At 61.0% G+C, this 26,279-nt stretch carries 26 protein-coding genes; 15 read left to right on the top strand and 11 right to left on the bottom strand.

Annotation, left to right across the window (positions count from 1 at the left end):
• The first annotated feature begins 54 nt into the window (after positions 1 to 54).
• The 3 genes from J3481_RS11410 (at position 55) to J3481_RS11420 (ending at position 4,162) form a co-directional block, all read left to right on the top strand.
• Complete coding sequence (locus J3481_RS11410; protein ID WP_206832276.1) at positions 55 to 978, top strand: proline dehydrogenase family protein; 924 nt, start codon at positions 55 to 57, stop codon at positions 976 to 978.
• A 13-nt stretch (positions 979 to 991) separates the two neighbouring features.
• Positions 992 to 2,398, top strand: coding sequence for an amino acid permease (locus J3481_RS11415; RefSeq protein ID WP_206832275.1), 1,407 nt, complete (start codon positions 992 to 994; stop codon positions 2,396 to 2,398).
• Between the two features lie 177 nt (positions 2,399 to 2,575).
• Positions 2,576 to 4,162: a long-chain-fatty-acid--CoA ligase gene (locus J3481_RS11420; protein ID WP_206832274.1), complete on the top strand. Its 1,587-nt coding sequence runs from the start codon at positions 2,576 to 2,578 to the stop codon at positions 4,160 to 4,162.
• 87 nt (positions 4,163 to 4,249) lie between these two features.
• On the opposite strand, the gene J3481_RS11425 is transcribed toward J3481_RS11420, so the two are convergent.
• Positions 4,250 to 4,678 (bottom strand): Fur family transcriptional regulator, encoded by a 429-nt coding sequence (locus J3481_RS11425; RefSeq protein WP_206832273.1) that lies wholly within the window; start codon positions 4,676 to 4,678, stop codon positions 4,250 to 4,252.
• Between the two features lie 248 nt (positions 4,679 to 4,926).
• Between J3481_RS11425 and ahpC the strand changes: the two genes are divergently transcribed.
• The 5 genes from ahpC (at position 4,927) to J3481_RS11450 (ending at position 10,396) form a co-directional block, all read left to right on the top strand.
• Positions 4,927 to 5,490, top strand: a complete 564-nt coding sequence (gene ahpC, locus J3481_RS11430; protein WP_012811765.1) for an alkyl hydroperoxide reductase subunit C — start codon at positions 4,927 to 4,929, stop codon at positions 5,488 to 5,490.
• An 18-nt stretch (positions 5,491 to 5,508) separates the two neighbouring features.
• Positions 5,509 to 7,038 (top strand): alkyl hydroperoxide reductase subunit F, encoded by a 1,530-nt coding sequence (gene ahpF / locus J3481_RS11435; RefSeq protein ID WP_206832272.1) that lies wholly within the window; start codon positions 5,509 to 5,511, stop codon positions 7,036 to 7,038.
• 206 nt (positions 7,039 to 7,244) lie between these two features.
• Positions 7,245 to 8,252 (top strand): zinc-dependent alcohol dehydrogenase, encoded by a 1,008-nt coding sequence (locus tag J3481_RS11440; protein ID WP_206832271.1) that lies wholly within the window; start codon positions 7,245 to 7,247, stop codon positions 8,250 to 8,252.
• The gene (locus J3481_RS11445; RefSeq protein WP_206832270.1) at positions 8,249 to 9,064 is read left to right on the top strand and encodes a sugar phosphate isomerase/epimerase family protein; all 816 of its coding nucleotides are present in this window, start codon (positions 8,249 to 8,251) and stop codon (positions 9,062 to 9,064) included. The genes J3481_RS11440 and J3481_RS11445 overlap by 4 nt, the downstream gene beginning before the upstream one ends.
• Before the next feature lie 24 nt (positions 9,065 to 9,088).
• Positions 9,089 to 10,396, top strand: a complete 1,308-nt coding sequence (locus J3481_RS11450; protein ID WP_206832269.1) for an MFS transporter — start codon at positions 9,089 to 9,091, stop codon at positions 10,394 to 10,396.
• 39 nt (positions 10,397 to 10,435) lie between these two features.
• Here the strand turns inward: J3481_RS11450 and J3481_RS11455 are convergent, their stop codons facing one another.
• From J3481_RS11455 to J3481_RS11465, 3 genes are all read right to left on the bottom strand, one after another.
• Positions 10,436 to 11,080, bottom strand: coding sequence for an MBL fold metallo-hydrolase (locus J3481_RS11455; protein ID WP_206832268.1), 645 nt, complete (start codon positions 11,078 to 11,080; stop codon positions 10,436 to 10,438).
• 131 nt (positions 11,081 to 11,211) lie between these two features.
• The gene (locus J3481_RS11460) at positions 11,212 to 12,084 is read right to left on the bottom strand and encodes a LysR substrate-binding domain-containing protein (protein ID WP_206832267.1); all 873 of its coding nucleotides are present in this window, start codon (positions 12,082 to 12,084) and stop codon (positions 11,212 to 11,214) included.
• Between the two features lie 204 nt (positions 12,085 to 12,288).
• Entirely contained in the window at positions 12,289 to 13,374 is a 1,086-nt protein-coding gene (locus J3481_RS11465) for a glycosyltransferase family 2 protein (RefSeq protein ID WP_328702125.1), read from the bottom strand.
• 129 nt (positions 13,375 to 13,503) lie between these two features.
• Between J3481_RS11465 and J3481_RS11470 the strand changes: the two genes are divergently transcribed.
• Together J3481_RS11470 and J3481_RS11475 are read left to right on the top strand one after the other, a co-directional pair.
• Positions 13,504 to 13,809 carry a hypothetical protein gene (locus J3481_RS11470; RefSeq protein ID WP_236011602.1) on the top strand — a complete coding sequence of 102 codons (306 nt, stop codon included), beginning with the start codon at positions 13,504 to 13,506 and terminating at the stop codon, positions 13,807 to 13,809.
• Positions 13,794 to 14,477, top strand: coding sequence for a hypothetical protein (locus J3481_RS11475; RefSeq protein WP_206832264.1), 684 nt, complete (start codon positions 13,794 to 13,796; stop codon positions 14,475 to 14,477). The genes J3481_RS11470 and J3481_RS11475 overlap by 16 nt, the downstream gene beginning before the upstream one ends.
• A gap of 29 nt (positions 14,478 to 14,506) precedes the next feature.
• On the opposite strand, the gene J3481_RS11480 is transcribed toward J3481_RS11475, so the two are convergent.
• Together J3481_RS11480 and J3481_RS11485 are read right to left on the bottom strand one after the other, a co-directional pair.
• Positions 14,507 to 15,565 carry an exosporium glycoprotein BclB-related protein gene (locus J3481_RS11480; RefSeq protein WP_206832263.1) on the bottom strand — a complete coding sequence of 353 codons (1,059 nt, stop codon included), beginning with the start codon at positions 15,563 to 15,565 and terminating at the stop codon, positions 14,507 to 14,509.
• 144 nt (positions 15,566 to 15,709) lie between these two features.
• Positions 15,710 to 17,203 (bottom strand): aldehyde dehydrogenase family protein, encoded by a 1,494-nt coding sequence (locus J3481_RS11485; RefSeq protein ID WP_328702124.1) that lies wholly within the window; start codon positions 17,201 to 17,203, stop codon positions 15,710 to 15,712.
• A 449-nt stretch (positions 17,204 to 17,652) separates the two neighbouring features.
• Here J3481_RS11485 and J3481_RS11490 point away from each other — a divergent pair, with 449 nt between their 5' ends.
• From J3481_RS11490 to J3481_RS11500, 3 genes are all read left to right on the top strand, one after another.
• The gene (locus tag J3481_RS11490; protein WP_206832262.1) at positions 17,653 to 19,245 is read left to right on the top strand and encodes an APC family permease; all 1,593 of its coding nucleotides are present in this window, start codon (positions 17,653 to 17,655) and stop codon (positions 19,243 to 19,245) included.
• Positions 19,246 to 19,377: 132 nt separating this feature from the next.
• Positions 19,378 to 20,265 carry a methyl-accepting chemotaxis protein gene (locus tag J3481_RS11495; RefSeq protein ID WP_206832261.1) on the top strand — a complete coding sequence of 296 codons (888 nt, stop codon included), beginning with the start codon at positions 19,378 to 19,380 and terminating at the stop codon, positions 20,263 to 20,265.
• Positions 20,266 to 20,380: 115 nt separating this feature from the next.
• On the top strand, positions 20,381 to 20,935 hold the full coding sequence (locus tag J3481_RS11500; RefSeq protein ID WP_014465518.1) for a DJ-1/PfpI family protein: 555 nt from the start codon (positions 20,381 to 20,383) through the stop codon (positions 20,933 to 20,935).
• A 43-nt stretch (positions 20,936 to 20,978) separates the two neighbouring features.
• Here J3481_RS11500 and J3481_RS11505 read toward each other — a convergent pair whose 3' ends face one another.
• From J3481_RS11505 to J3481_RS11525, 5 genes are read right to left on the bottom strand one after another with little or no spacing between them, the layout of a single operon-like run.
• Positions 20,979 to 21,227 carry a hypothetical protein gene (locus J3481_RS11505; RefSeq protein ID WP_014465517.1) on the bottom strand — a complete coding sequence of 83 codons (249 nt, stop codon included), beginning with the start codon at positions 21,225 to 21,227 and terminating at the stop codon, positions 20,979 to 20,981.
• A 54-nt stretch (positions 21,228 to 21,281) separates the two neighbouring features.
• The gene (locus J3481_RS11510; RefSeq protein ID WP_407929334.1) at positions 21,282 to 21,521 is read right to left on the bottom strand and encodes a hypothetical protein; all 240 of its coding nucleotides are present in this window, start codon (positions 21,519 to 21,521) and stop codon (positions 21,282 to 21,284) included.
• A 38-nt stretch (positions 21,522 to 21,559) separates the two neighbouring features.
• The gene (locus J3481_RS11515; protein WP_206832260.1) at positions 21,560 to 21,814 is read right to left on the bottom strand and encodes a hypothetical protein; all 255 of its coding nucleotides are present in this window, start codon (positions 21,812 to 21,814) and stop codon (positions 21,560 to 21,562) included.
• A gap of 39 nt (positions 21,815 to 21,853) precedes the next feature.
• Positions 21,854 to 22,102: a hypothetical protein gene (locus J3481_RS11520; protein WP_014465514.1), complete on the bottom strand. Its 249-nt coding sequence runs from the start codon at positions 22,100 to 22,102 to the stop codon at positions 21,854 to 21,856.
• A gap of 39 nt (positions 22,103 to 22,141) precedes the next feature.
• On the bottom strand, positions 22,142 to 22,390 hold the full coding sequence (locus tag J3481_RS11525) for a hypothetical protein (RefSeq protein WP_206832259.1): 249 nt from the start codon (positions 22,388 to 22,390) through the stop codon (positions 22,142 to 22,144).
• 237 nt (positions 22,391 to 22,627) lie between these two features.
• On the opposite strand from J3481_RS11525, the gene J3481_RS11530 reads away from it, so the two are divergent.
• Together J3481_RS11530 and J3481_RS14705 are read left to right on the top strand one after the other, a co-directional pair.
• Positions 22,628 to 24,550 carry a glycosyltransferase family 2 protein gene (locus J3481_RS11530; RefSeq protein ID WP_206882485.1) on the top strand — a complete coding sequence of 641 codons (1,923 nt, stop codon included), beginning with the start codon at positions 22,628 to 22,630 and terminating at the stop codon, positions 24,548 to 24,550.
• On the top strand, positions 24,534 to 26,279 hold a 1,746-nt coding region (locus J3481_RS14705), incomplete at its 3' end, for a hypothetical protein (protein ID WP_236011599.1). The genes J3481_RS11530 and J3481_RS14705, both read left to right, overlap by 17 nt.

Genomic DNA, 26,279 nt, shown 5'->3' on the forward strand with positions numbered 1-26,279 from the left:
TTTGTGCATGTGCCCAGACAGCGAGCGTTCGCAACATGGAGGAGGGGGATGCGCATGGAGCAACTGATGCGCGACACGCTACTTTGGTTGTCTCGAAACCGCCGAGCGGAGCGATGGGCGCGCCGCTTCGGCTTCCGGCTCGGGGCGGGACGCTTTGTCCCGGGAGAGTCCCTGGAGGACGCCGTGCGCGCCGTGGAGCAACTGCATCGGCGGGGGCTCGCCGCCACGTTGGATCATCTCGGGGAATTTGTCGATCGCGCCGAGGAGGCTCGCCAAGCGGCGGACTTCTGCGTGCGCACGCTCGAGCGATTCGCCGATCTTCCGTACGACGTGTATCTTTCGGTCAAACTGACGCAGTTGGGGCTCGACATCGATGAGGACCTGTGCATGGAGAACATGCGCAAGATCGTCGCGCGGGCGCGCGATACGGGGCGCTTTGTCCGAATCGACATGGAGGACTATGCGCACAACGAGGTGACGCTTGCCATCTATCGCAAGCTGCACGCGGAGTTCGGGACGGAGCACATCGGGACCGTGATCCAGGCGTATTTGTACAAGAGCGCCGATGACATCCGGGCGCTCGCGCCGCTCAAGCCCAATCTTCGCCTTGTCAAGGGTGCGTACAAGGAGCCGCCCTCCGTGGCGTATCCGGAGAAGCGGGATGTGGATGAAAATTACAAACGAATTATCGAGCTTCAACTGCAATCGGGCGGCAAGACGGCTATCGCAACCCATGACGAGGCCATCATCGCATGGGCGAAGGACCGAGTGCACGAACTTCGGATTCCAGATGACCAGTGGGAGTTTCAGATGCTGTACGGGATTCGCCCGCAGCTTCAGGAGTCGCTCGCCCGCGAGGGGTACAAGGTCCGCATCTATGTGCCGTTCGGCGAGGATTGGTACGGCTACTTCATGCGCCGTCTCGCGGAGCGCCCGGCGAACGTGGGCTTTGTCCTGAAATCGCTCGTCAAGGCGTAAGGGGGAATTGGAGATGGGAACGAAGGGGGAAGTCAAGGCGAGCCTTGAGCGCGCCTCTCTTCGCCAGGCGCTTCGCATGCGTCATATGACGATGATCTCGCTCGGCGGCGTGATTGGCGCGGGGCTGTTTGTCGGCAGCGGCGCGGTCATTCAAACCACCGGACCGGCGGCGGTGGTGTCGTACGCGCTGGCGGGGTTTCTCGTCATCCTCATCATGCGCATGTTGGGCGAGATGGCGACGGCGCGGCCGGCGGTCGGGTCGTTCGCGGAGTACGGCCGGATGGCGCTTGGCGAGTGGGCCGGCTTTCTGATGGGCTGGCTGTACTGGTATTTCTGGGTCATTGTCGTGGCGGTGGAGGCCACGGCGGGTGCGCTGACGCTCCACAACTCGCTGTTTCCCGGCGTGCCGCTGTGGGTCTTGTCTCTCATCCTGCTCCTGCTTCTGACGCTATCGAATCTATTGTCCGTTCGGTCCTACGGAGAATTCGAGTACTGGTTCGCCTTTATTAAGGTTGCCGCCATCGTCGTCTTCATCGTGTTGGCGGGGCTGTTTGTGCTGGGGTTGTGGCCGGGATCGCACCTCAACTTCTCGAATCTGACGGCGCACGGCGGCTTCGCGCCGAAGGGCGTGGGAGCGCTGTTCGCCGACGTCACGACGCTCATCTTCTCCTTCTTCGGTTCAGAGATTGTGACCATCGCGGCGGCCGAGTCAAAGGAGCCCGCCAAGGCGGTGGCGCGGGCGACCAACTCCGTCATCTGGCGCGTGCTCGTGTTCTACGTGCTGTCCATCTTCCTGATTGTCACCATGATCCCTTGGAACGACAGCAAAGCGCTCGCGAGCCCGTACGTCAGCGCGCTCAGCCTGTTGCACATCCCGGGCGTGGCGGCCGCGATGAATGTGGTGGTGATCACGGCAGTCCTGTCCTGCTTGAACTCCGGGCTGTACACGGCTTCGCGCATGCTGTTTGCGCTCGCGTATCAGGGGAACGCGCCCAAGGCGCTGCTCCGGACGAACCGGCGGGGCGTGCCGGCTCGGGCCATCCTGTTCTGCACCATCGTCGGTTATCTGTCCATCATCATGGATTACGTGTCGCCGCAGCACGTGTTCCTGTTCCTGCTGAACTCGTCCGGCGCCGTGGGACTTTTCATCTATCTGCTCATCGCCTGCTCCGAACTCGTGATGCGCCGGCGCATGGAGCGGGAGGGCGAGGAACTCAAGGTGCGCATGTGGCTGTTCCCGTTCCTGACGTATCTCTGCATCGCGGCCATGACCGCCGTGATTGTGGCCATGGCGTTCCAGCCAGGCGACCTTTCGCAGTTGGTGCTGAGCCTGGTGAGCGTGGCGGTGCTGCTGGTGGTGTACGCGGTGAAACGGTGGTATACACGCGGCAGGAGCACGGGCGGTGCGGTCGAGTCGTAAGGTCGTTCGCTGCAGCGGGCGGTACGAGAAGTCGCCGCCCGCTGAAATTCGTGGAACTGGCTATCCGTGCATCTGGGAATTGATGAAGCTGACCAGACGAGACTCTTGCAAGCGTTCAGGTGAATATGTCAGAGTATCATGTAGATTTTGATATTCTTACAAGCCAGGAGGATTCCTATGAAAGTTCCGCTCACGCCTCTCGACTGGTTGCGCCGGGCTCGAAAGCTCTATCCGCATAAGATTGCCGTGGTGGACGGCCCGCAAAGGTTCACGTACGGTGAGTTCTCGAGCCGAGTCAATCGGCTCTCTCATGCGTTGTTGGAACTTGGTGTGTCACGGGGCTCCAAGGTCGCGGTGTTGTGCCCGAACACCCATCCAATGCTCGAAGCCTTCTTTGGCATCTGCCAATTGGGTGCGGTCATCGTGCCTATCAACATTCGTCTTCAGCCGGAAGAAATCGCTTACATTCTCGATCACAGCGAGAGCGAGGTGCTAATTGTCGATAGCGAATGGGGGCATGTGGTGGAATCCATTCTGCCTGGACGACCTGGACTGCGCCACGTGATTCAGATTGCAGGCCACGATTGGCCCATGGAGGCCTACGACTATGAGGCGTTGCTCGAGCGCGCCTCGGACCAGCCTATTGAGACACAGATTGATGAAGATCAGCCGCTGAGCATCAATTACACCAGTGGCACGACTTCGCGCCCCAAGGGCGTGGTTCTCACGCACCGCAACAGCTACCTGAACGCGGCGGACTTTTTGTTTCATCTTCGCGTCACGCATGACGACGTGTACTTGCACACCTTGCCGTTATTTCACGTGAATGGCTGGGGAGGTGTGTGGGCGATCACGGCGGTGGGCGGCACGCACATCTGTCTGCGAAAGGTGGATCCCGCGGTCATCCTTCGCCTGTATGTGGACGAGGGGGTGACCCTCGCGTGTGCGGCGCCAACTGTCCTCAACATGATTCTCCAACACCCTGGTGTGGAGCATGTGCATCTGAATCGCCGCACTCGCATGGCCACGGCGGGCTCTCCGCCGCCCGCGGCCGTGATCGAGAAAGCAGAGAAATTTCTTCAAATGGAGATTGTGCACGTGTATGGACTGACAGAAACCTCTCCGTTCATCACCTATTGCGAGTGGACGCAGACGAATGACCAACTCCAGGGTGACGCACGCGCGCGGGCCAAGGCGAGACAAGGGGTGGAAATGGTCTTCGCCGGAGAAGTGAAAGTCGTGCGCGAGGACGGTCAGGAAGTGGCTTGGAATGGCCAGGAGGTAGGCGAAATCGTGGCTCGCGGCAACGTCGTGATGGATGGTTACTACAAGAATCCGGACGAGACGGCGAAGGCGATCCGCGATGGATGGTTTTATACAGGTGATCTGGCGGTCGTCCACCCGAATGGGCATATCGAAATTGTCGATCGGCTGAAGGACATCATTATTTCGGGTGGAGAAAACGTGTCTTCCGTGGAGGTCGAAGGCGTACTCTACGAGCACCCCGATGTCATTGAGGCTGGGGTCGTATCGAGACCAGACGAGCAATGGGGAGAGGTTCCAGTCGCGTTCGTCGTGAAGAAGCCCGGTACGCAGTTGACGGAAGAGGAACTGAGGGCGTTTTGCCGGGCGCGACTTGCTCACTTCAAGGTGCCGAAGGCATTCTACTTCGTTGATCAGTTGCCTCGAACAGCGACGGGCAAACTTCAGAAGTTCAAGCTTCGTGAGATGCTCTGGACGGGCATGGAGAAGCGGGTTCACTGACGAAGCGCGAACGGCACGTGAGAAGGGACCATGCGGATTTCAGCTGGTCCCTTCACCGTGTCGACAGAAGGCTCCCACCGCACATGATCACGACACCTGCTGCTTCTTGCACCGCGGGCAGACGCCGCGCACCTCGACGTGGTAGTCTTCAACTTCGAACCCCTCGGCTTCTGGCGGAACGGACAAGCGAATCGGCTCCTCCAGGTAGAAGTCGAACAGCGCACCGCAGCGCGTGCAGACCAGGTGATGGTGGGGTTCCACGTTGATGTCGAACCGGCTCGCGCCCTCGCCAACGCCAATCTCCTTCACGAGTCCCACCTGCGACAGTTGCTTTACCGTATTGTAGACGGTGGATACGCTCATGCTAGGAAAGCGGTCCTGCAGTGACGTGTAAATATCGTCCACGGTCGCATGACCGTCGTAGTCCAACAAGAACTGGAGAATGGCTTCTCGCTGCGGGGTCACGCGCAGGCCGGCATTTTTCAACAACTGCACAGCGTCCTTCTGCGCCTGCATGTCACCCCCTCCTTTCATCCGTGGTTTTACTCGATTCTATCCCCTTTGACAACCGTCATCGCTTTTTTTATAATGCGACCTAGATGAGAACGATTCTAAAGTACGACTCATTACGAGTTGATTATAATTCAATGTTCTCATTCTGCAAAGCTCTCTCGCGGCGCGAGACGAGCCCGATTCGGTCCATCCCGCTTCGGCGGAGGACATACATCCGCTCACATTCACCTTACGAAGGAGGATGATCGTCGATGTCTCTCGTGGGCAAGAAGATTCAGCCGTTCAAGGCCATGGCGTACCGCAACGGCGAGTTCATTGAGGTGACGGATCAAGATCTGTTGGGCAAGTGGAGCATCCTGTGCTTCTATCCGGCGGACTTTTCGTTCGTGTGCCCGACGGAGTTGGAGGACCTGCAGGAGCACTATGACGAGCTGAAGAAGCTCGGCGTGGAAGTGTACTCCGTTTCGACGGACACGCACTTCGTGCACAAGGCTTGGCACGACGTGTCGCCGTCCATTCAGAAGATCACCTACACGATGATCAGCGACGCGACGCACGAGATTTCCCGCAACTTTGACGTGCTCATCGAGGACCAGGGGGTCGCGGAGCGCGCCACGTTCCTCATCGATCCGGACGGCGTCATCCAGGCCATCGAGATCACGGCGGACGGGATCGGCCGCGACGCGTCGACGCTGATTCCGAAGGTGAAGGCCGCACAGTATGTGCGCAATCACCCCGGTGAGGTCTGCCCGGCGAAGTGGAAGGAAGGCGAGAAGACGCTCAAGCCGAGCCTCGATCTCGTCGGCAAGATCTGAGGAGGTGTTGGCCTGACCATGGTGCTCGACGATGAAATTCGAGAGCAACTGAAACAGTATCTCGAGCTCATGGAAGGCGACGTCGTGATCCGGGTTGCGCCCGGGTCCGACGACGCCTCCCGCGATATGATGGAGCTCGTGAACGAATTGAAATCGATGTCGCCCAAGATTCACGTGGAAGAGGCTGATCTTCCGCGGCGTCCGAGCTTCAGCGTGAACCGCCCGGGCGAGGACACGGGCATCGTGTTTGCCGGCGCACCGCTTGGACACGAGTTCACATCGCTCGTTCTGGCGCTTTTGCAGGTGAGCGGTCGGCCGCCCAAGGTGGATGAGTCGGTCATCCGCCAGATTCAGAGCCTCGAGGGCACGTACGAATTCGAGACGTACGTCAGCTTAAGCTGCCACAACTGCCCAGACGTGGTGCAGGCCCTCAACCTGATGAGCGTGCTGAATCCGAACATCCGGCACACGATGATCGACGGCGCCGTGTTCAAGTCGGAAGTGGAAGAGAAGAACGTGATGGCGGTGCCGACGGTGTATCTCAACGGGGAATTCTTCGAGAGCGGGCGCATGTCCGTGGAGGAGATCCTCGCGAAGCTCGGCAGCCAAGCGGACGTCTCCGACCTGAATGCGCGCGACCCGTACGACGTCCTGGTGATTGGCGGCGGCCCCGCGGGCGCGAGTGCGGCCATTTACGCGGCCCGCAAGGGCATCCGAACCGGCATCGTGGTGGACCGGTTCGGCGGCCAGGTGAACGACACGCTCGGCATCGAGAACTTCATCAGCGTGAAGTACACCGAAGGGCCGAAATTCGCCGCCCAGCTTGAGGAACATGTCCGTCATTACAATATCGACATTATCAAATCTCAACGCGCGAAACAATTGCGAAAAGGCGATCTCATCGAGGTCGATCTCGAAAGCGGCGCGACACTCAAGTCGAAGACGGTCATCATCGCGACAGGTGCCCGCTGGCGCAACCTGGGCGTCCCTGGCGAGAAGGAGTTGCAGACCAAGGGTGTAGCCTACTGCCCGCACTGCGACGGCCCGCTCTTCCAGGGCAAGCGCGTGGCCGTGATCGGCGGCGGCAACTCTGGCATTGAGGCGGCCATCGATCTCGCGGGTCTCGCGTCGCACGTCACCGTGCTCGAGTTTTTGCCTCAGCTCAAGGCGGATGAGATCTTGCAGAAGCGGCTGTTCAGTCTGCCCAACGTCACGGTGCTCACGAACGTCGAGACGAAGGAGATCCTCGGCACGGAGCGCGTGACGGGCATTCGCTATGCCGATCGCGCCACGGGCGAGGAGCACCAGCTGGAGCTCGAAGGCGTGTTCGTGCAAATCGGCCTCGTGCCGAACACGGAGTGGCTCGGCGATTTCGTCGAGAAGACGCGGTTCGGCGAAATTGTCGTCGACAGCCGCGGCCAGACGAGCGTCGAGGGCGTGTTTGCGGCGGGCGACTGCACCAACGTGCCGTACAAGCAGATCATCATCTCCATGGGCTCCGGCGCGACGGCCGCGCTCGGCGCGTTCGATTACCTGATCCGTCATTGACGCTCGCAACCGTCCCATCCAGTTCCCACTCACCCCTGCGGCTCCGCATGCCCCCGCCGCAGGGGTCTTTTTGTTCCCTGCGGCGGGGCTGATAACTGCCGTGCATCGCCCCGGCGCAAGAATGGCATTGGCGCCATCGCGCCCGCGGATGGTACATTCAAATCAACCCGGCCGGGGAAGTGCGAGCGAGATCGAGGTGAACGCGCATGCGACAACTGGTGATGGAAGCGCCTTCGCGCTTGCGCCTGTGCGAAGCGGAGGCGGCGGGATCGCCGGGGGACGGTCAGGTGCGGCTTCACACCATCATGGGCGGCATCTGCGGCTCGGATACGAAGGTGTATCACGGCCACCTGCGCCACGCGAGCTATCCCGTCCGCCCTGGGCATGAACTCGTGGCCCGCGTCGTCGAAGTGGGGGCAGGCGTGGATCTTGCGCCGGGCGATCGCGTCGTGATCATTCCCAACACCTACTGTGGCGAATGTGTGCCTTGTCGCCGCGGGCAGACGAACGTGTGCGTCCGGAAGGCGTCGATTGGCATCAACGCGCCGGGGGGATTCGCGGAGGATTGGGTGATCGAGGCCAAGTACGCGGTGCCGGTGCCCGACGAGGTGAGTGACGTGGAGGCCGCGATGGTCGAACCGTTCGCCGTGGCTTGGCACGCTGTCCACCGGGCACGGGTCAGCGCGGGCGATGAGGTGCTCATCCTGGGCAGCGGCACGGAGGGCGCGCTCTGCGCCATGCTGGCGCAGTCGCTCGGCGCCCGAGTGACGGCGGCGGACGTGCGCGAGGACCGTTTGGCGTTCGTTCGGAGGATTGTGCCGGGCGTGCGCACGGCGCTCGTCTCGGAACTCGAGGCCGACGCGTACGCGACCGTCGTCGAAGCGGCGGGCGCGCCGGACGCCATCGCCGCGGCAGTGGCGTGCGTGCAGCCGAGGGGCTGCATCGTCGCGCTGGGCCTTGCGGAGGAGGCTCGGTTGCCGATGCAGGTCTTTGTCCGCAAGGAGGCGTCGCTTCTCGGGTCCATCATCTACGTCCGGCAGGATTTCGTGGACGCGCTCGCCCGGCTGAAGGGCGATCCCGCCCTGCGCCAAGCCTTCGACAAGCTGTGTGCGGGCGTGTGGCCGCTCGAGGCATACGCCGAGGCGTACCATCACGCGCTTTCCGGCAAGCCGGGCAAGGCGCTCATCGCCTTCGAAGGAGGCGCATCGCGATGAAGTGGAGCGTGTGCACCACCGGGATGAAGGAGCGGTCCCTCGAGGACATCCTGAAGCTCGTCCGCGCCTGGCGGGCGTCCGGCGTCCCCGTGGACGGCCTGGAGCTGTGGGTCGGCCATGTCGAGCCCTATGCCGCGGCCGGTCGGATGGCGCTCGAGGAACTCGCGTCGAGGCTCGCCGACGAGGGACTCAGCGTGCCGGTCATCAGCGGCTACACCTATTTCTCCCGCAGCCCGCGCGATCGCGACTCCGACCTCCGGGACGTGCGCCGCTACGCCGAGATGGCCTCCGCGCTTGGCGGCCCTGCCATTCGGACGTTCTTCGGCCACCTGCCTTCGCGCGCGGCGAGCCCCGAGCTGTGGGATGAGTCCCTGGCCGCACTGGTCGAAGCGCGGATCATCGCGCAAGGCATGGGATCGGATCTCCTGGTGGAGACCCATTACCAGACGTTTGCGGATTCTCTCGACAGCCTGCGCAGTCTGCTCCACTCGGTTCCGGGCGGCGATCTCGGCCTGATCTTCGATGCTGCCAACTTTAACCCGGACCACCTCGACCCGCTCGAAGTGCTTCGGGAGGTGTATCCAGCCGTTCGGCACGTGCACTGCAAAAACTACCATTGGAATCATGAGGCGTGGTACCAGAGCGTCCCAGTCTCGGCGTTCGATCCGTCGGGAGACGTGGACAACGACCGCGTGCTGCGGGAACTTGCCGCGCGCGGATATCAGGGATTCGTATCGCTCGAGTACTTCGGCCGGCGAGGCTTTCCGGCGCTTCTGCAATCGCTTGAAGAGGCGAGATGGCGGTCGGCGTAATCCGTGAGACGAGGAGGAGATGGCGTGAAACACCGGCGTTGGTGGATCGGCGTGTTGATCGCCGTGGGCGTGATTGTCAACTACTTGGACCGGTCGGCCACTTCGATGGCCACGAAGCCAATTGAGGGCACGTTTCACCTGACAGCCGGCCAGATGGGCATCGTGCTCTCGGCCTTCAGTTGGTCGTACGCGCTGTTGCAAATTCCGGTGGGTGCCTTGCTCGACAAAATTGGCGTCAAATGGGTCATTCGCTTGGGGATGGTGCTGTGGTCCATCGCCTGCTTCGTCACGGCGGCGGCCATGGGGCAAGGGTTGCTCCTGCTGGGGCGCGTGCTGCTTGGCATCGGCGAGGCGCCGTATTTCCCGGCGGCGGTGAAGTCCGTGGGCTACTGGTTCCCCGTCGCGGAGCGCGCGCGGGCGGTGTCCCTTTATGACTCGGAGTCCAAGCTCGCGAGCGCGATTGGCGCGCCGCTCCTGGCGTTTGCCATCACGGAGTGGGGCTGGCGCGGTGGCTTCATCGCAACGGGCATTCTGAGCGTCGTTTACGTGTTCATCTACTGGGCCATGTATCGCGATCCGCGCGAAGACAAGTGGTTGTCGCGGGAAGAGTTGGCGTACATCGAGGAGGGCGGATCGCAGGAGGAAGGTCAAGCGGAAGGCGGGCTGTGGCGCAACTTGGGCCATCTGTTGCGCTACCGCAAGGTGTGGGGCGTGTTCATCGGATTTGCGGCGTACGCCTACTCGTTCTGGCTCTTTTTGTCCTGGCTTCCGGGCTATCTGGAGGGCCAGATGCACATGTCCGTGTTGAAGACAGGTTGGTTCGCGGCCATTCCTTGGCTCGTCGGGTTCGCGTCCGAGTTGTTTGTCGCGGGCTTTCTCATCGACTGGCTCGTGAAGCGCGGCAGGAATCCGCTTCGGGTGCGCAAAACCGTGCTCGTGGTGTGCTTGCTCCTCGGGCTCACCGTCATCGGCGCCGCGTACACGCGTTCGCCAGGCTGGGCCGTGTTCTTCATCTCCATCGCGCTCGGCGCCTTGGTCTGCACCTCGTCCATCGCGATGAGCATTCCGACGTTCATCGCGCCCAAGGGCACGGTGGGCGTCCTCACGGGGTTTCTCACGTTTGGCAACAACGCCATGGGCATACTTGCTCCAATTGTAACCGGTTTCATTGTGCAGGCGACGGGATCGTTCATGGATGCGTTCCTCTGCGCGGCCGTGATTCTCTTCATTGGCGTGTTGAGCTACGCGTTCCTGTTGACCGATCTCGACCGCATCCCGTCCCGGAATGCCCAGGCGGGCGCGTCTTCGGCGGCCAAAATGCCTATTCCATGACCGCGGCGAGGCGGAGCATGCGCTCCGCCTCGATGCCTTTCAACCCTGCATGACCTCCAGCAGAAATCGGTTGTGTCTTCGTTCGTGTCCCATGCGCGTTGCGGGCCCGTGGCCTGGGTAGATCTCGAGATCATCCGGCCATTGGAGGATGCGCTTGAGCGACGCCTGCATGGCTCCCGGATCTGATCCCTCCAGATCCACACGCCCGATAGTGCCTGCAAACAACGTGTCCCCGGAGAACACCACGCGCTTGCCGACGAAACAGACGCTTCCCGGCGAATGACCCGGCGTGTGCCACACGGTGAACGTTTCGTCGCCGAGCGTAAGTTCATCGCCGTCCTGCAGCCACGCGTCCGGTTGGCGCAAATCCGGCGCATCGTCCGCGAGGTACGCCCGGTACCAGTGCGGGGCGCGGTTCCACGTGACGAGATCGTCCCGGTGGAGGTACGACGGCACGCTGTACCGCTGGCGCAGGCGGTCCGCGCCGATGACGTGATCAAAGTGGCCGTGCGTGTTCCAGTTGGCGATGAGCTTGAGGCCCATCTCGTCGATGAACGAAAACACGGGATCCAGCGCGAGATCGCCCGGGTCAATGACGACAGCGTTCGCGCCGCGCTCCCACGACTCGGCAATCACGTAGCAGTTGGACTGGATGGGCGAGATGACGAAGCGGCGAATGTCCACGTGAAGTCCCCTTCCCGTCGTTGAAACGTCCACCCCCAAGTGTAGCAGGTCGCCGGGTTCGGGTGAAAATGCGGGGAAACGTGCCCGCGCTGGAGGTCCTTCGCGGGTTGAAACGGATGCCTCTCGGGCCATCACGGTGCGCACATGCGCTTCACGAATGCGATGAACGCGCGGGCGACGGGCGACAGGGTCGTGTGGGTGTGCCAGGCCATGTAGACGGACCGCTTGCACGGCTCGCACAGCCGGAGGACGTGGACGGGCAACTGGGCGAGCTGGGCGTGCAGCGGCACCACGGCGACGCCGACGCCGGCGGCCACGAGCCCCGCCACGGTCAGGTCTTCGACGCCTTCCATGGCCACGCGCGGCGTGAATCCCGCGTCCGCGCAGTAGCGCTCAATCACGTGGCGGATACCGCTCTCGCGGGCGTAAGCGACGAACGGCTCCTCGGCGAGATCGGACAGGTGACACTGGTCCTTCGCCGCAAGCGGGTGATCGAGGGGGACGATGGCCACGAGTTCCTCCTGCAGGATTTCGACGAGCGTCAGGTGCGGCGCGTGTTGCGGCGTGCAGAACGCGATGTCGATCTCGCCGGCATCGAGCTGTTGCAAGAGCTTCTGGGTCGGCGCTTCGGACAGCCGGACGGTCACACCGGGGTGCGTGCGGGTGAACGTGCGAATGACGTCGGGGAGGAAGCGCGTGCCGAGCGAGTAGATGAGGCCGACGTGGAGCACGCCCCGGGCCTGGCCCGCGAGCTCGGCGACCTTGCGAGCGCCCGCGGCTACCTCGGCGAGCGCCTGGCGGGCGTGAGGCAGAAACGCCTCGCCGCACGGCGTGAGGCGCACGCCCTGCGCGGTGCGCACGAAGAGCGGCGCGCCGAGATCGCCCTCGAGCTTTTGGATGGCCCGAGACAGCGCGGGTTGAGACACGCGGATGGCGTCCGCGGCGCGGCGAAAGCTCTGGTGCTCCGCCACGGCCAAAAAGTACTCGAGCTGGACAAGTTCCATGCGCATCCTCCCGATCCGCCGAGTGTTCACGACGCATTTGGTTCCATGACACCTGAGCTCAGGCGCCCTGTCAACCGGGGCGTTCCGCGGATCGGACCTCGTGTGAAAGTTGCGAGAATAGAGCTTGCGCAGTTGACGGCCATCGTCATGCAACACCTGCAGCCCGTGCAGAAGTAAGGCTTGGGCGCGCGGCGGGCCTGCCCGTCACGCGCCCTCTGACGCTTGAAGCATCGCGGCGAGTTGTGCGCGGTTGTGGAGAATCATCGGATCTTCGCTGCCGAGGAATTTCGCTGCCCACTCGTTGTGTTCGTAAGCCTCCCGGATGCGCCCGAGCCGCGCGAGAATCACGCACAGTTGGATATGGGGCAGCCAGGTCTCGCAGGCGCGGTTGAGAAAGCCCACGAATCCAGGAGGGCGGCGGCAGAGGATGGCCAGCCGATACCACGACAGCGCCGCGTCGAGATCGCCCTGTTCAAGCGCCGCGTGTCCGAGCCGGCAACACGCCTCGGAACGGGGTGCGTCGTACAGGAACGATCGCAGCACGGCCATGCGCGCCTCCTCCTGCTGACCGAGCCGGAGGTGGCAATCCGAGAGACGATAACACGCGAAGATGGCATCTTCCTTCCAAATGTCAGGCATCTTGAGGAACGCCTCGTATTGGGTCATCGCTTCGACAATCCGGCCGTGATCGACGAGCTCGTTCGCGTAGTAGAGCGTGTCGCGTGCGCCGAGCAACTCCCCGGCGCGGATGCGCGCCTCGTAGATGCGCAGGTTGCGGTCCGCGTCGTGTCGCACGGGGCGGTGACAGACGGCCGCGTCGGCGTGGAGCACGTTGCCCCGGACCTCCAGGTATTCGTGAACCTGGCCACGCCAGAGAAAGCCGGCAGCTCGCCGCACCACGCGGACGAGTCGGGAACTGTACGATGGTGTATCGCCGTAAAATGCGAGGTGATACCAGGCGGTGACGGCGTCGACACCGGGATCCAGCGAGGTCTTCAAGTCTTTCCATGTCGAGAAATCCTCTGCGCGGATGACGTCGTCCGCGTCGAGCCAGAAAATGTAGTCGGCTGTCGCGAGGCTGAACGCGTAGTTGCGCGCCGCGCTGAAGTCGTCGCGCCACGTGAAAGGGTGCACGTGTGCGCCGAAAGATCGGGCCACTTCAGATGTGCGATCCGTCGAACCCGTGTCGACGACGATGATCTCGTCGGCGAGATCGCCGACGGACGCGAGGCAGCGCGGAAGCGTGTCCTCCTCATTTCGGACAATCATGCAAAGGGACCAGGTGGCCATGCGCATTCCTCCCAGGTTGCACCTTTACCCTATGCGGCGGACGACCGTCGCGCGAAGGCGCGCGTCCGCCTGGCGCGCTTGGGCGATGGCCTGCATACAGGTGGAGGGAGGGAGGAATGCGCTGTGTCCATGCCCAATATTCCGGACATTCGGCCGGACATCGAGCTGACGAGGGAACAGGTGGTTCATCTCTTGCTCGCCTCTATCGCGATGGAGGAGCTGGGGCTGGCCCACATTCTGAACGCCGAGGGCGAGAAGCTGCAGAAGGCGGCGGCGGATCCGCACCTGTCAATGGAAGAGCTGCTGTGTGTCAACGAGGCCGTGGAGCGAACGCTTCGCACACTCATTCGCAAGGAATTGCTGCTTCAGATGAAGCTCGACGCGGTGATGAGAATGCTGCCCTGCGAGGGTGCTCCGGAATGTTGCGGGGAATAGGGGACATCGCCTCACGTTCAGGGGCTCCATCGGCTGTTCTGGTTCTGGAGCGGCTCGCTCAGTTGGAGGCGGCGTCCGCGCGCCTGTTGGCCGCCGCGGTGCGCGCGAATGCCGGATCGACAGGGCTCATGGCGCTCGTGCATCATGAATCGCTAAAGTGCCTTCGCGAGCGCCTTGTGCGTTTGTGTCGACAAATGGAGAACAGATGGCCGTGCGCTGAGGAGGAGGCGCACGCGCGGCTTGCCATGTACGCGGGACATTGGGAGGCGTTTCGCTGGGAATGCGAGGCACTCGAGGCCGCTCTCGGCCACGCGGCAGGCGCACGGCGGGACCGCGGTTCGCAGGGCGTGTGGGAGGGCGTCGTGGTGCTGCTCCGGCTGGTTCGCCTCGTGGATCAGCGGGTGGATGACGCGGGAATCGCGGAGTTGAGCGGCGCCTGGCGACGCGCGAAACAAGGGTTTCTTGAACGAATGGAGGAGGCGTGTGGCCATGTTGGCAAGTCCGCGAGGAACGCGGAGACCTTGCATTCCTTGCCCTTCCTGCGAGGCCCGGCGTCGCGCGTTTCTCGCATCGAGCGCGATCCGGCCCACCAGCTGTGGACACCGCTCCGGCGGAAGGGGGCTCAAAGCCTTCGGCGCAGCGCGCGCAGGAGACGGCCGAATCCTTGAGAGGGAGTTCGACCGTCTCCGAGCCTTGGTCAACTGATGGCAACGCCCGCCGAGGCGTAACCCGCGACGGTCTGCACGAGGGACAGGCCGCTTGCCGTCGCCGAGAAGACGAGCAGAAGCCGCGTGCCAGCGCTGACCGGGATGGAAAGCCCCGTGGCGCTGCCGGTAGCGATTTGCCCCACGGCGATGGTGCCGGTGAGAGGTGTCAACGTGACAGACGCCCCCGGGATGGGCGAGAACGTGTTGTTTGGCGTCGTCGACTCATACAGCTGTGCGGTGATGGTCACCGTCGTGCCAAGCAGATTCAGGGCGGCGGTGGCGCTGAAGTACGCGACGATGGACGTGATGGTCCCATCGCGAGGCATGGAGAACGCGAAGTTGAGGAGCGTCCCCCCGGCGCCCGTGAGATCGATCTGGCCGGAGCCGAGCAACGTGACGCCCGTCACTGAGCTGCCGAACCCGACAAGGCTCGTGGTGCCCACCAGACCGCCGGCCACGGTCGTCAACGCGACGGGCAGCCCAGATGCGTACGGAATGATGGCGCTCGAACCCGCGGGTCCAGTCGGTCCAGTCGGTCCAGTCGGTCCAGTCGGTCCAGTCGGTCCAGTCGGTCCAGTCGGTCCAGTCGGTCCAGTCGGTCCAGTCGGTCCCGTAGGTCCCGTAGGTCCCGTAGGTCCCGTAGGTCCACCAGCCGGACCCGTCGGTCCTGTAGGTCCTGTGGGTCCAGTTGGCCCTGTGGGCCCCGTCGGTCCGGTAGGCCCTGTAGGTCCTGTGGGACCGGTAGGGCCGACATTCGCTAGCGACATCACGTTGCTAAGCTTGCTGTCCAAGATGAGCTCTTTGCGGATGATGTTGTCCAGCGTGGCGTTCACCGATTGATTGAGCGTGAGTAGGTCATCCAGCGACGGTTGGGTTCCGGTGGCGCCCGTCAGCGTGCCGAGGACGTATTGGATCTTTTCCGCCTCCGCGTTCGTGAGGTGGCCAAGTCCGAGTTCCTCGAGCGCGATGGACGAGAGAAGCAGGTTGACCGCGTCATCCCGAGTGAGCGTGATGGATGGATTGATATTCGGAATGTTAGGCTGTGACACTGGGCGTCCTCCTCGCCGAGAGAATCACTTTCTGCACACAATAGGCGAGCATGGGAGCGCCGGTGTCTACAAACGTCCACATCTGCCAATTTGGGCGACAAAAATAGGCCCGGCGAAGCGCCGGGCCTCACTTGCATGCGGGATTCAGCTCAAGCTGATCCAGACGTCTTTGACTTCCGTGTAGTTATTCAACGCATACGAGCCCATTTCGCGCCCGATACCAGACTGCTTGTATCCACCGAACGGAGCCGCCGCGTCAAACACGTTGTAGCAGTTGACCCAAACAGTGCCGGCCTTCAGCTTGCTGGCGATATAGTGGGCGTTGCGGATATTCTCCGTCCACACACCGGCCGCCAGGCCGTACTCCGTGTCGTTCGCCCGCGCAATGACTTCGTCCAGGTCTTCAAACGGCATCGCCGCGACCACCGGTCCGAAGATCTCTTCGCGCGCGATGGTCATGTCGTCCCGGACGTTGGCAAAGATGGTCGGCTGCACGAAGTATCCGCGATCCGTGGCCTTGCCGCCGCCGACGAGGACCTCGGCGCCCTCTTCCACGCCCTTCTCGATGTAGCCGAGCACGCGCTTTTCCTGTTCATCGGACACGAGCGGTCCCATCTCCGTGCTTTGGTCCAGACCCGGGCCCTGGCGGATCTTCTTTGCGAGGGAGACGAGATCGGCCACCACGTTGTCGTACGCTTTCTTCTGCACGAACAGGCGCGATCCGGCGCAGCACACCTGGCCCTGGTTGAACATGATCCCCATGAACGCGCCTGGGATGGCTCGGCTCATGTCAGCATCGGGGAGAATGATGTTCGGGGACTTGCCGCCGAGTTCAAGCGTGACGCGCTTCAGCGTAGCCGCAGCGTTGCGCATGATGAGCTTGCCGACTTCCGTCGATCCGGTGAACGCAATCTTGTTGACGTCCGGATGCTCCACGAGCGCCTGTCCAGCGGTCTCGCCAAAGCCCGGCACGACGTTGACGACACCCGGTGGGAAGCCGGCTTCCTGAATCAGTTTGGCCAGGTAGAGTGCGGAGAGCGGCGTCTGCTCGGCCGGCTTGAGTACCACCGTGCAGCCCATGGCCAACGCAGCGCCGATTTTCCAGCACGCCATGAGGAGCGGGAAGTTCCACGGGATGATCTGGCCCACTACGCCAACGGGCTCGTGGCGCGTGTAATTGAAGTACTTTCCTGCTACTGGGATGGTCTGTCCCACGACTTTGGTGGGCCAGCCGGCGTAGTAGCGAATGTGTTCAATCGCAAGGGGAAGGTCTGCGTTCAGGGACTCGCGAATGGGTTTGCCGTTATCGAGCGTCTCCAGCTGAGCGAGCTGCAGCTTATGTTCTTCCATTAGATCTGCCAGTCTGTAGAGCAACCGAGACCGTTCTGCGGCGCTCATGCGCGACCACGGACCGGACTCAAAGGCGCGACGAGCAGCTTTGACCGCGCGGTCGATATCGGGGGCTTCCGCCTCCGCGACTTCTACCAGGACTTCTTCCGTCGCGGGATTGATAGACTTGAAGGTTTTACCGGAGAGTGAGGGAACGAATTCGCCGTCAATAAACAAGCCCTTGGGACCCTTGAGAAACTCGACGACATCCGGATGCAGAGCGCTCGCGTTCACTTCTTGAACTGCCACCCATGTCCCCTCCTTACTTGATCAGAAAACGGTTGGAAACCGCTTTCAACTCCATCATATTAGGAGACTTGCGAAGATTCAACCCTAGAAATCGGGTTCGTAGGTCTTTCAATTTCTTGACCCAATCCGATGATATGAACGAGGATGTCCGTTCATGCCGGGAAGGTTCTTGCGCGTTCAACGATGCGGACGTACGTCGTTTTGCAAGCCGTTTCGCAAATGGAAAAGTTGAGAACTGATCGTCCATCTCGGGCGGATCGAAATCGTCCATCAATTCCAATAAGTATCTCGGTTGACAGAGCTGAGCTCCTTGCGGCATCATGGGGCGTATGGTGGACAGTTTGTGCCCTCATACATGCGCATGAAAGCGATCACGCAGAGACACTGCGGGTGCTCCGACGCCGCGGGAGGGCACATCACGGAATCCGCACACACAAGGGAGGAATTTCATGGACAAGGGCATGCGCCGAGAGATTCATCTCGTCGCGCTGACCATGACCGGGCTCGGGTCCATCATCGGCTCGGGTTGGCTGTTCGGCGCGTGGAAGGCCGCCAAGGTCGCAGGTCCGGCCGCAATCGTCGCCTGGATCCTGGGTATGGCTGTCATTTTACTCATCGGCCTGACCTATGCGGAACTTGGCCCCATGTTCCCGCGATCCGGCGGCATGGTGCGCTACGCGCACTATTCGCATGGGTCGTTCGTCGGGTTTTTGTCCGGCTGGGCGAACTGGATTGCCATTGCGTCCGTCATCCCGATTGAGGCAGAGGCATCGATTCAGTATATGAGCTCGTGGCCCTGGCACTGGGCTCAGTGGACGCACCACCTGTACGTCAACAAGACGCTCACGCCGCCCGGCTTGCTTCTGGCAGCCATCCTCGTCTTCATTTACTTTTTGCTGAACTACTGGACGGTGAAGCTGTTCGCCCGTGCCAACACGCTCATCACTGTGTTCAAGTTCATCATTCCTGCGCTCACTGTGATTGGCCTCATCGCCGCTCACTTTGACACGCACAACTTCACGCAGTACGGCGGGTTTGCGCCCAACGGATGGGCGAGCGTGCTGACGGCCATCGCGACGTCTGGCGTCATCTTTGCGTTTAACGGCTTCCAGAGCCCCATCAACCTGGCGGGCGAGGCGCGCAACCCGAGCCGGAACGTGCCACTCGCCGTGATTGGCTCCGTTCTGCTCGCCGGCGTGATTTACCTCTGCTTGCAGGCCGCGTTCATCGGCTCAATGCCGGGGAACCTGCTGAGCCACGGCTGGGCAAGCATCAACCTGAAGTCGCCGTTTGCCGATCTCGCCCTCGCCCTGAACGTGAACTGGCTCGCCATCATTCTCTTTCTGGACGCGTTCGTGTCGCCGTCCGGCACGGGCATCACGTACACGGCGACGACCGCGCGCATGGTCCACGGCCTGGAGGCGAACGGCTACTTTCCGAAGGTGTTCGGCCGGATTCACCCGCGCTACGGCGTGCCACGCGCGGCGATGTGGCTGAACCTCGTCATCGCGTACATCTTCATGCTGATGTTCCGGGGCTGGGGCGAGCTTTCCGGGGTGATTTCGGTCGCGACGCTCATCTCGTACGTCACCGGGCCCATCGCCGTCATGGCGTTCCGCAAGATGGGCGAAAACGTCGAGCGCCCGGTGCGAGTCCCGGGGATGGCCGTCATTGCTCCTATCGCGTTCATCTTCGCGTCGCTCATCCTGTACTGGGCGCAGTGGCCGTTGACGGGCGAGGTCATCATCGTCATCATCATCGGGTTGCCGATTTACTTCTACTATACCGCGAAGGCGGGCTGGCGCGGATTTTCGGAGCACTTCCGCCGCGGGCTTTGGCTCATCGTGTATCTGTTGTGGATGGCGCTCGTCTCGTTCCTTGGCAGCGGCAAGTTCGGCGGCATCGGCGTCCTGCCCTACGGGTGGGATATGGTGGTAGTCGCCGTGTCCGCGCTTGTCTTCTACCTTTGGGGCGTGCGCAGCGGATTCCCCAAGCCCAACTTTCCCGAGGGGGAAAACCCGCAGCTTGCGGACGCCGAATAAAAAGGACCGGATTCCAGAAGGGGCGCCAGGTTGCTGGCGCCCCTTCGATTTGACTTCGTTCCCTGAGCAGGAGGATGCCTGGCGCGTGTGGAACCGAGTATCGAAGGGAAGGATGGCTGGCCGTGGAGGAGGATGTGTGTGGAAGTCGGATCGACTGTCCCGTCGGAGCAACATCAGGCCATGCATCCGGCGCTCAACGATGCGCTTCGTTTTGCAAGGTTGGCCCAACGAGCGTTTTTGGATGATGTAGCCATCCTTGTGGCGGATCGGACGCGAATTCGGGCGGTGGTCCCCGCGCGGACGTTCGCGCTCGCGGTAACGGAAGGCTATGAGCTCCGGCCGGGCGACGGGCTGTATGAGGCCGTGCGCGAAGGGCGGGTGCGCGAAGTGCGCCTGGATGCCTCCGTGTTGGGCCTGCCGGTGGTCATCAAGGCGGTGCCTATCGCCGCGGAGGGCGGTGAACCCGTGGGCGCCTTCTGCGCGTGTACCCGCGTGGACGCGAAGGAGCGGCTCGTCGGCCTGGCGACGACGCTCTCGTCGTCCGTGCAGCAGACGAGCGCGACGCTGCAGGAGATGGCCGCGTCCATGCAGGTTCTGGCCACGAGCCTCGGCGACATCGCGCGCGAGTCCCGTTCCGTGCTGACCGCGGTTCGCGACGTGCGGTCCATCTCGGACGAGGTCCGGGAGATTGCCGACACGAGCCGCATTCTCGGGTTGAACGCCTCGATTGAGGCGTCGCGCGCAGGGGAGAGCGGGCGCGGGTTTGCCGTGATCGCCCGCGAGATTCGGCGGTTGGCGGAAGGGGCCAGGGAACAGACAGACGTGATTGCGCAGAACACGCGCCGGATGGTGGAGATGCTCGAGGCGCTGAACGAGGCCATCGAGCGGGTGGACCGGGAAGCGGAAGCGCAGCGGTCCGCCATGGAAGCCTTGGCGTCGGCCATGCAGGAGGTCAGCCAGGTTGCGGTCGATCTCGTCGCGTTCGCCGAGCAGACGGCTCGGGCGGACGCCGGCGGATAACCCAGGCGGTCGAACCGTGTCGAAAGGCCGGCGTGGACGAGATGGCTGAAGTCCCATACAATGGAGATGGACGCCCTGCGAGGCGTTCAATCGGAACGAGGAGAGGGATGTTCAGATGGCCAAGAAGGTGCTCATCTTAGCGGGAGACGCGGTCGAAGCCCTGGAAATCTACTATCCTTACTATCGGCTCCTCGAGGAAGGGATCGACGCCGTCATCGCAGCGCCGACCAAGAAGACACTGAACACCGTCGTCCACGATTTCACGGGCTGGGAGACCTATACGGAGAAACCGGGATACCTCATTCAGGCGCACGCGGCTTTCGCCGACATTCGGCCGGAGGAATTCGACGGCCTCATCCTGCCTGGCGGCCGGGCGCCAGAGTACATCCGGCTCAACGAGCATGTGCCGCGCATCGTGGGTCATTTCTTCGATGCCAATAAGCCGGTTGGGGCGATTTGTCATGCGGCGCAGGTTCTTGAGGTGGTGCGCGACAAGCTGCAGGGGCGCACCATGACGGCGTACATCGCCTGCAAGCCGAGCGTCGAGGGCATGGGCGCAAAGTACGCCTCGGAGACGCTGTATGTGGAGGGAAACCTCGTGTCCGGACACGCGTGGCCAGATCTACCTGGCTTCATGCGCGAATTTCTGAAACTGCTGAACGCCCGATGAAACAAGGCCGCCCGGCCGGGCGGCCTTCTCTCGACCCATGAATTCAACATTGGATGCCCCACGTCGGTTTGAAATCCTGGTCGAAGATGAGGCCGTCCAAGAGTTCGTAGCTATCCACATTCAGGTTGCGCGTGAGCAGGTGGACATTGCGAGAGCCCAGCACAGCGGCTTGCGCGGCGTTCGATTTGACGTGCGCGTCCCAGCCGCCGATGTTGATCTCGCCGATGAAAATTCCCGAGTTCTGTTGCGGCGTGTTGCTCAAAATGGCTTGAAAGGCAATGACCGTTGGCACGCGTCAACCTCCAGTCCTGGCTTGGATGGCAGCCTCCTCTACAGCGTTCCGCATTCAGAAGTTCCACTCGTAGCTTAGTTTTAGGTCTTGATCGTGGATCACGCCGTCCATCATTTCAAAGCTGTCGAACAGCGCGTTGGCGCTAATGAGGACGTTGAACACGCCTGCGTCGAGCGCCTTGCCGGCGCCATACTTTTGGTTGGCGTCCCAGCCGCCGATGTTGATTTGACCGAGAAATACGCCCGCGTTCTGTTGCGGCGTCATGGTGTTGAGCACACCGCTCAGAATCAGCACTGGAATGGGAACCACCTCCTTCGGCGTGAGGACGTGTCTTAGACATTGCCCTCGACGTCCGGCTTCAGGCCGAGGGTGTTCACCTGACCGTCGATAAACTCGAAGCTATCGAACAGCAGGCTCCAGATCTGCAGATTGTAGCTCATGATGTCGTAGTTGCCGCTCTTTCCAGCCTGAAACTTCATGTTGGCATCCCAGCCGCCGTTGTTGACTTGGCCGATGAACGTGCCTGCGTTCTGTTGCGGCGTCATGGAATTGTTTGCCCCGATAAAGACGAGCGCTGGAATGGCCATCTCCTCCCTCACACGTGCGAGCAGGACGAGGTGCCGTGCTCATAGGTTGTTGCCGATGACCGGCTTGGCGTCCGCGTCGTTAATGGCTCCGTCCACCACTTCGAAGCTGTCGAGATTGAGATTGTAGAAGCCGGGGCTCCAGTTGAAAAAGCCGAATTCGCCGCCGTGCGCCTGGCTCATTTTTCGGTTGGCGTCCCATCCTGCGAAGTTGTATTCGCCGACGAAAGCACCCGCGTTTTGTTGAGGCGTGTTCATGAGGAGCGAACCGAGCAAGATGACGCTTGGCATGTCAACCCTCCGCCTTCGTTCTGCCCGACTCGAATGCCGTTATCCATTGGCGCCCACGGTGAGCTTGAAGTCCGTGTCGTTGATGGCCCCATCCACCCCTTCGAAGTTGTCCACATTGACGTTCACCATGCCGGCCAGGACGTTGAAGGCGCCGTACGTGCCGCTGTACGCGTTGGACATCTTCCGGTTGGCGTCCCATCCGCCGACATTTCCCTCGCCGAGAAAGATGCCTGCGTTTTGAACCGCAGCATCTGCGGCGGCCGTGCCAATCACGATGAGCGAAGGCATGAAACGTCTCCTTCCGTGGGCGAGGAGTCCGCACCCATGTGTACAGCGTATGCCTGAGGCGGTTTGTCTCAATACGGCTCAGGCTGTGTTCCAAACGCGCGGATTCACCCTTTGCGATGTTCCTGTGTCGACGGTCATCCGAATGGCGTATATCATGCGTATTTCGATTTGAAGGACTGACGATGAATCTTGGACTTGAATCGCGTGGTCCAAGATACCTGGGAGACGGAGAGATGAATGGGTAACGCACGGAAGTTTCCAAGTGGGCAAATTCCCTTGGGCACGCTTATGGTGGAACGGGGGATTCTGACGTCTGAACAACTGGAAGCTGCTCTTCTCGAACAAGCTGCCACGGGCGGGCGCTTGGGTGACATCGTCGTGGCGCGAGGCTATGCGAAGCCGGTCGATGTCTACCGTGTTCTGGCGGAACAGCTCAAGCACGAGAGGGTGGTCTGGCCTCCTCGACTCCAAACCCTACGTAAGCTCCCAGAAGACGTGGCGCGAAGGCTGGGGGCAGTCGTGATCGATGAAGATGCATCACAGATTTGGGTGGCTGTTCACGATATCCTGGACGAAGCGCGCATGCGAGAACTCACTAAGTATCTGGATAAGCCGATTCGTCAACAACTCGCTACCCGGTATGAACTTGACCAGCTTTGGAACCTGATTTACGCAGATGAAATGCGGTTCGAAAGCGTGGAGCGGCTCGCCGAAGAACAGCCTCAGAATTCGGCGTCTTTCCTACTGACCCGAGCACAAGTCGTGGTAGGTGTTTTGGTGCTGATTGCCCTGGGCACAGGCTTTGCCTTGGTGCCTCGGGCTACAGCTCTCGCCATCAATTGGGTGTTGCAGCTTGGCTACGCGTTGTTCGCGTTGATGAAGGTCGTGATGCTCTATCGCGGTGCACAAGGGGAGGGCTTCGTTTCCGTTACGGGCGAGGACCTCGCGTCCCTGTCTGAACGAGAGTTGCCGACGTATACCATTCTTGTGCCGCTCTATCGCGAGGCGAACGTGTTGCCTGGTCTTCTGGAACACCTCATGCAGCTTGACTATCCGAAACACAAATTGGATATTCGCCTTCTGTTTGAAGAGGATGACCTCGAGACGCTGCAAGCGGCACGAGCCCTCTCGCCGCCGTACTACGTCTCATTTGTCGTCGTGCCGAAATCGTACCCACAGACGAAGCCCAAGGCGTGTAATTTCGGCTTGATCCATGCGCGCGGAGAGTTTGTGGTGATTTATGATGCCGAAGATCGCCCGGAACTCGATCAATTAAAAAAGGTCATCGCAGCGTTTCGCAAGCTCCCCGCCGAGTATGCATGCGTGCAGGCGAAACTGAACTATTACAATGCGAACCAGAACTTGCTTACCCGATGGTTTGCTCAGGAGTACAGCAACTGGTTCGGCATCTTGCTTCCCGGTGTGATGGCCATGAATGTTCCGATTCCGCTTGGCGGCACCTCCAACCATTTTCGAACGGAGGTCTTGAGGAAAGTTGGCGCGTGGGATCCGTTCAATGTGACAGAGGACGCCGATCTCGGCGTGCGGCTGTACAAACATGGATATCAGACGGCTTTGGTGGATTCCACGACGTGGGAAGAAGCCAATAGTCGCATTCGTTCTTGGATTCGACAGCGAGCCCGGTGGGTGAAAGGCTATCTCATCACATGGCTCGTGAACATGAGGCATCCAGTGCAACTGTGGCGGGATCTCGGCACGAAAGGCTTCTGGGGATTTCAGGCCATGATCCTCGGAACCCCGTTTTTACCCCTCGTGAACCCGTTCTTTTGGCTGTTGTTGATACTCTGGTTCGTGCGTCATGCGCCATGGATTCCGACACTGTTTCCCGGCTTCATTTACTACTTAGCCTCTGTTCTGTTGTTCATCGGCAATTTTCTGTTTGTATACAGCAACATGGTCGGAATGTATCTCGAAGTTGAGAAGAGTCAGCGGCGTGGATCTGCGTTGTTGTCGTTCCGATTGGTGCTTTCGGCGATTCTCTCGCCGCTGTATTGGCTCCTTATGTCGGTCGCCACGTATCGCGCGTTATGGGAGCTCATTCGCAGGCCGTTCCATTGGAACAAGACGCCGCATGGTTTGACGACCAGCAAGGTGCATCTCCCATCACAAGGAGCGTTCATGAGTGACACAATGGGTTGAACTTCCCATGGAGAATGGATCCGTTCGGAGAAAAGACCGCAGTGGATGGGTCTTAGCTGTAATTGTGTTTGCGGCTGAGTTCATCTTCGGTTGCTATCTTTACGCAGTCAAGGGTGACATTCAAGAAGATGCCCTGAGCCGCGTAGCCAACGCATTTTACGTGTTGTTTAGCCGGAATCCGCATCTGGGTGCGATTGGCTTTGTGTGGAATCCACTGCCGAGCATGTTTGAGTTGCCGCCGGTCGCATTGTGGCGTTGGTTTCCGCCCGTCGCTTCAGACGCGTTAGCTGGCGTTTTCATAACCTCCGTCGCATCTGCGGCCATCGCGTTCGCACTGCACCGAGCTCTCCTTTGGGCTGAGGTTTCGAAGACCACTTCCATTGTGGTCGTTTTGTGCCTTGCGCTGCACCCCTTCATGTTCCTCTACGGCGCAAACGGCATGAGCGAGATGATCTTTGCCTGCTTTCTGGTGATCTCTCTATTAAACTACCTGTCATGGAAAGATGACCGTGCCGTTTCAAGGCTGGTCATGGCAGGGTGTGCGCTTGCCATGGCGTTTTGGGCTCGCTACGAGGCCGTTGCCTTCGGCGTGGGGCTATTTGCCGTCGTGCTGTCGGACGCGCTGCGCCGCGCCCCGGCAGATGCACAGGTGCGCTTGCTCATGTCTCGCCGAGACTACCGTCGATTCCGCCGTCAGGAGCGTTTGTGGTATGCCGCTGCCACGGCGCTCGTATTGCTCTTGCCAGCCGTATATTCGGGTATCATGTGGATGGTGCTTAATGCCGAGATTATGCACGATCCGCTTTACTTCCTGCACTCCGCGTATTCCAACTTGTCGCTGACCAGCATGCTCTCTTCCGCGTCCAAGTATCGCGCGATCGAGCATCATCCGGTTCGCGTTCTCCTGTTCATGTGGGAACGAATCTGGGTGTTTATGATTCCCGTGGGTATGTTGCTTGTCTACAGGCTCATTCGCGGTCGACTGGTCCGGTGGGAAACGTTACAACTGCTCGTGCTCGCTGCATCCATTCCATCGTTACAGTTCTTGCTACTCCTTCATGGGGCATCGTACGGGTGGTTGCGATTCTTCTTCTATCCGCTTCCGATTGCGGTTGCCTGGTGGACGTACGAAATGCGCTCGGATGCCCGACAATTGGAGCGACGTTGGCGTGAACTGGCGCAAGTTGCGATGGCCGCGTCCATTGTGATCTCTGGTGTGTTCACGGGGATCATCATGGAGCGAAATGCGAATGTTGCGCCGGAGGAATACAGTCTCCTTCACATGGACAAAAACGAGGTGATTCAACAGCTCCGAATCCAACAGCAAATTGCCCAGTATATCAATCAGGATCTCCCCCGCGCGACTGTTCTCATGGATTCGTACTCTGCCTTCGATGTCATTCTCCATGTGCGGCAGCCGCGACATCTCGTGATTACGAGCGACTACGATTTTGCCAATGCGCTGCGCTACCCGTGGACACACCACGTACAGTATATACTTGTTCCAGATCCGGTAAATGGATATCAGTTTGATGCCGTAAACCGGATCTACCCGACGCTCTACGCCCATGGGGCGCCGTGGGTACGCCTGGAGAAGAGCTTCGGCACATGGAGACTCTACCGAGTACTTGAGCCTTTTGCAGAATCAAGAGCCCTTGTGCGGCAAGGGTTTTTCGAGCACAAAGAAGGACTTCACCCCAACTTGAGAGAAAGAAAATGGTATCCACCA

This window comes from Alicyclobacillus fructus (assembly GCF_017329605.1).
Lineage (GTDB): Bacteria > Bacillota > Bacilli > Alicyclobacillales > Alicyclobacillaceae > Alicyclobacillus > Alicyclobacillus fructus.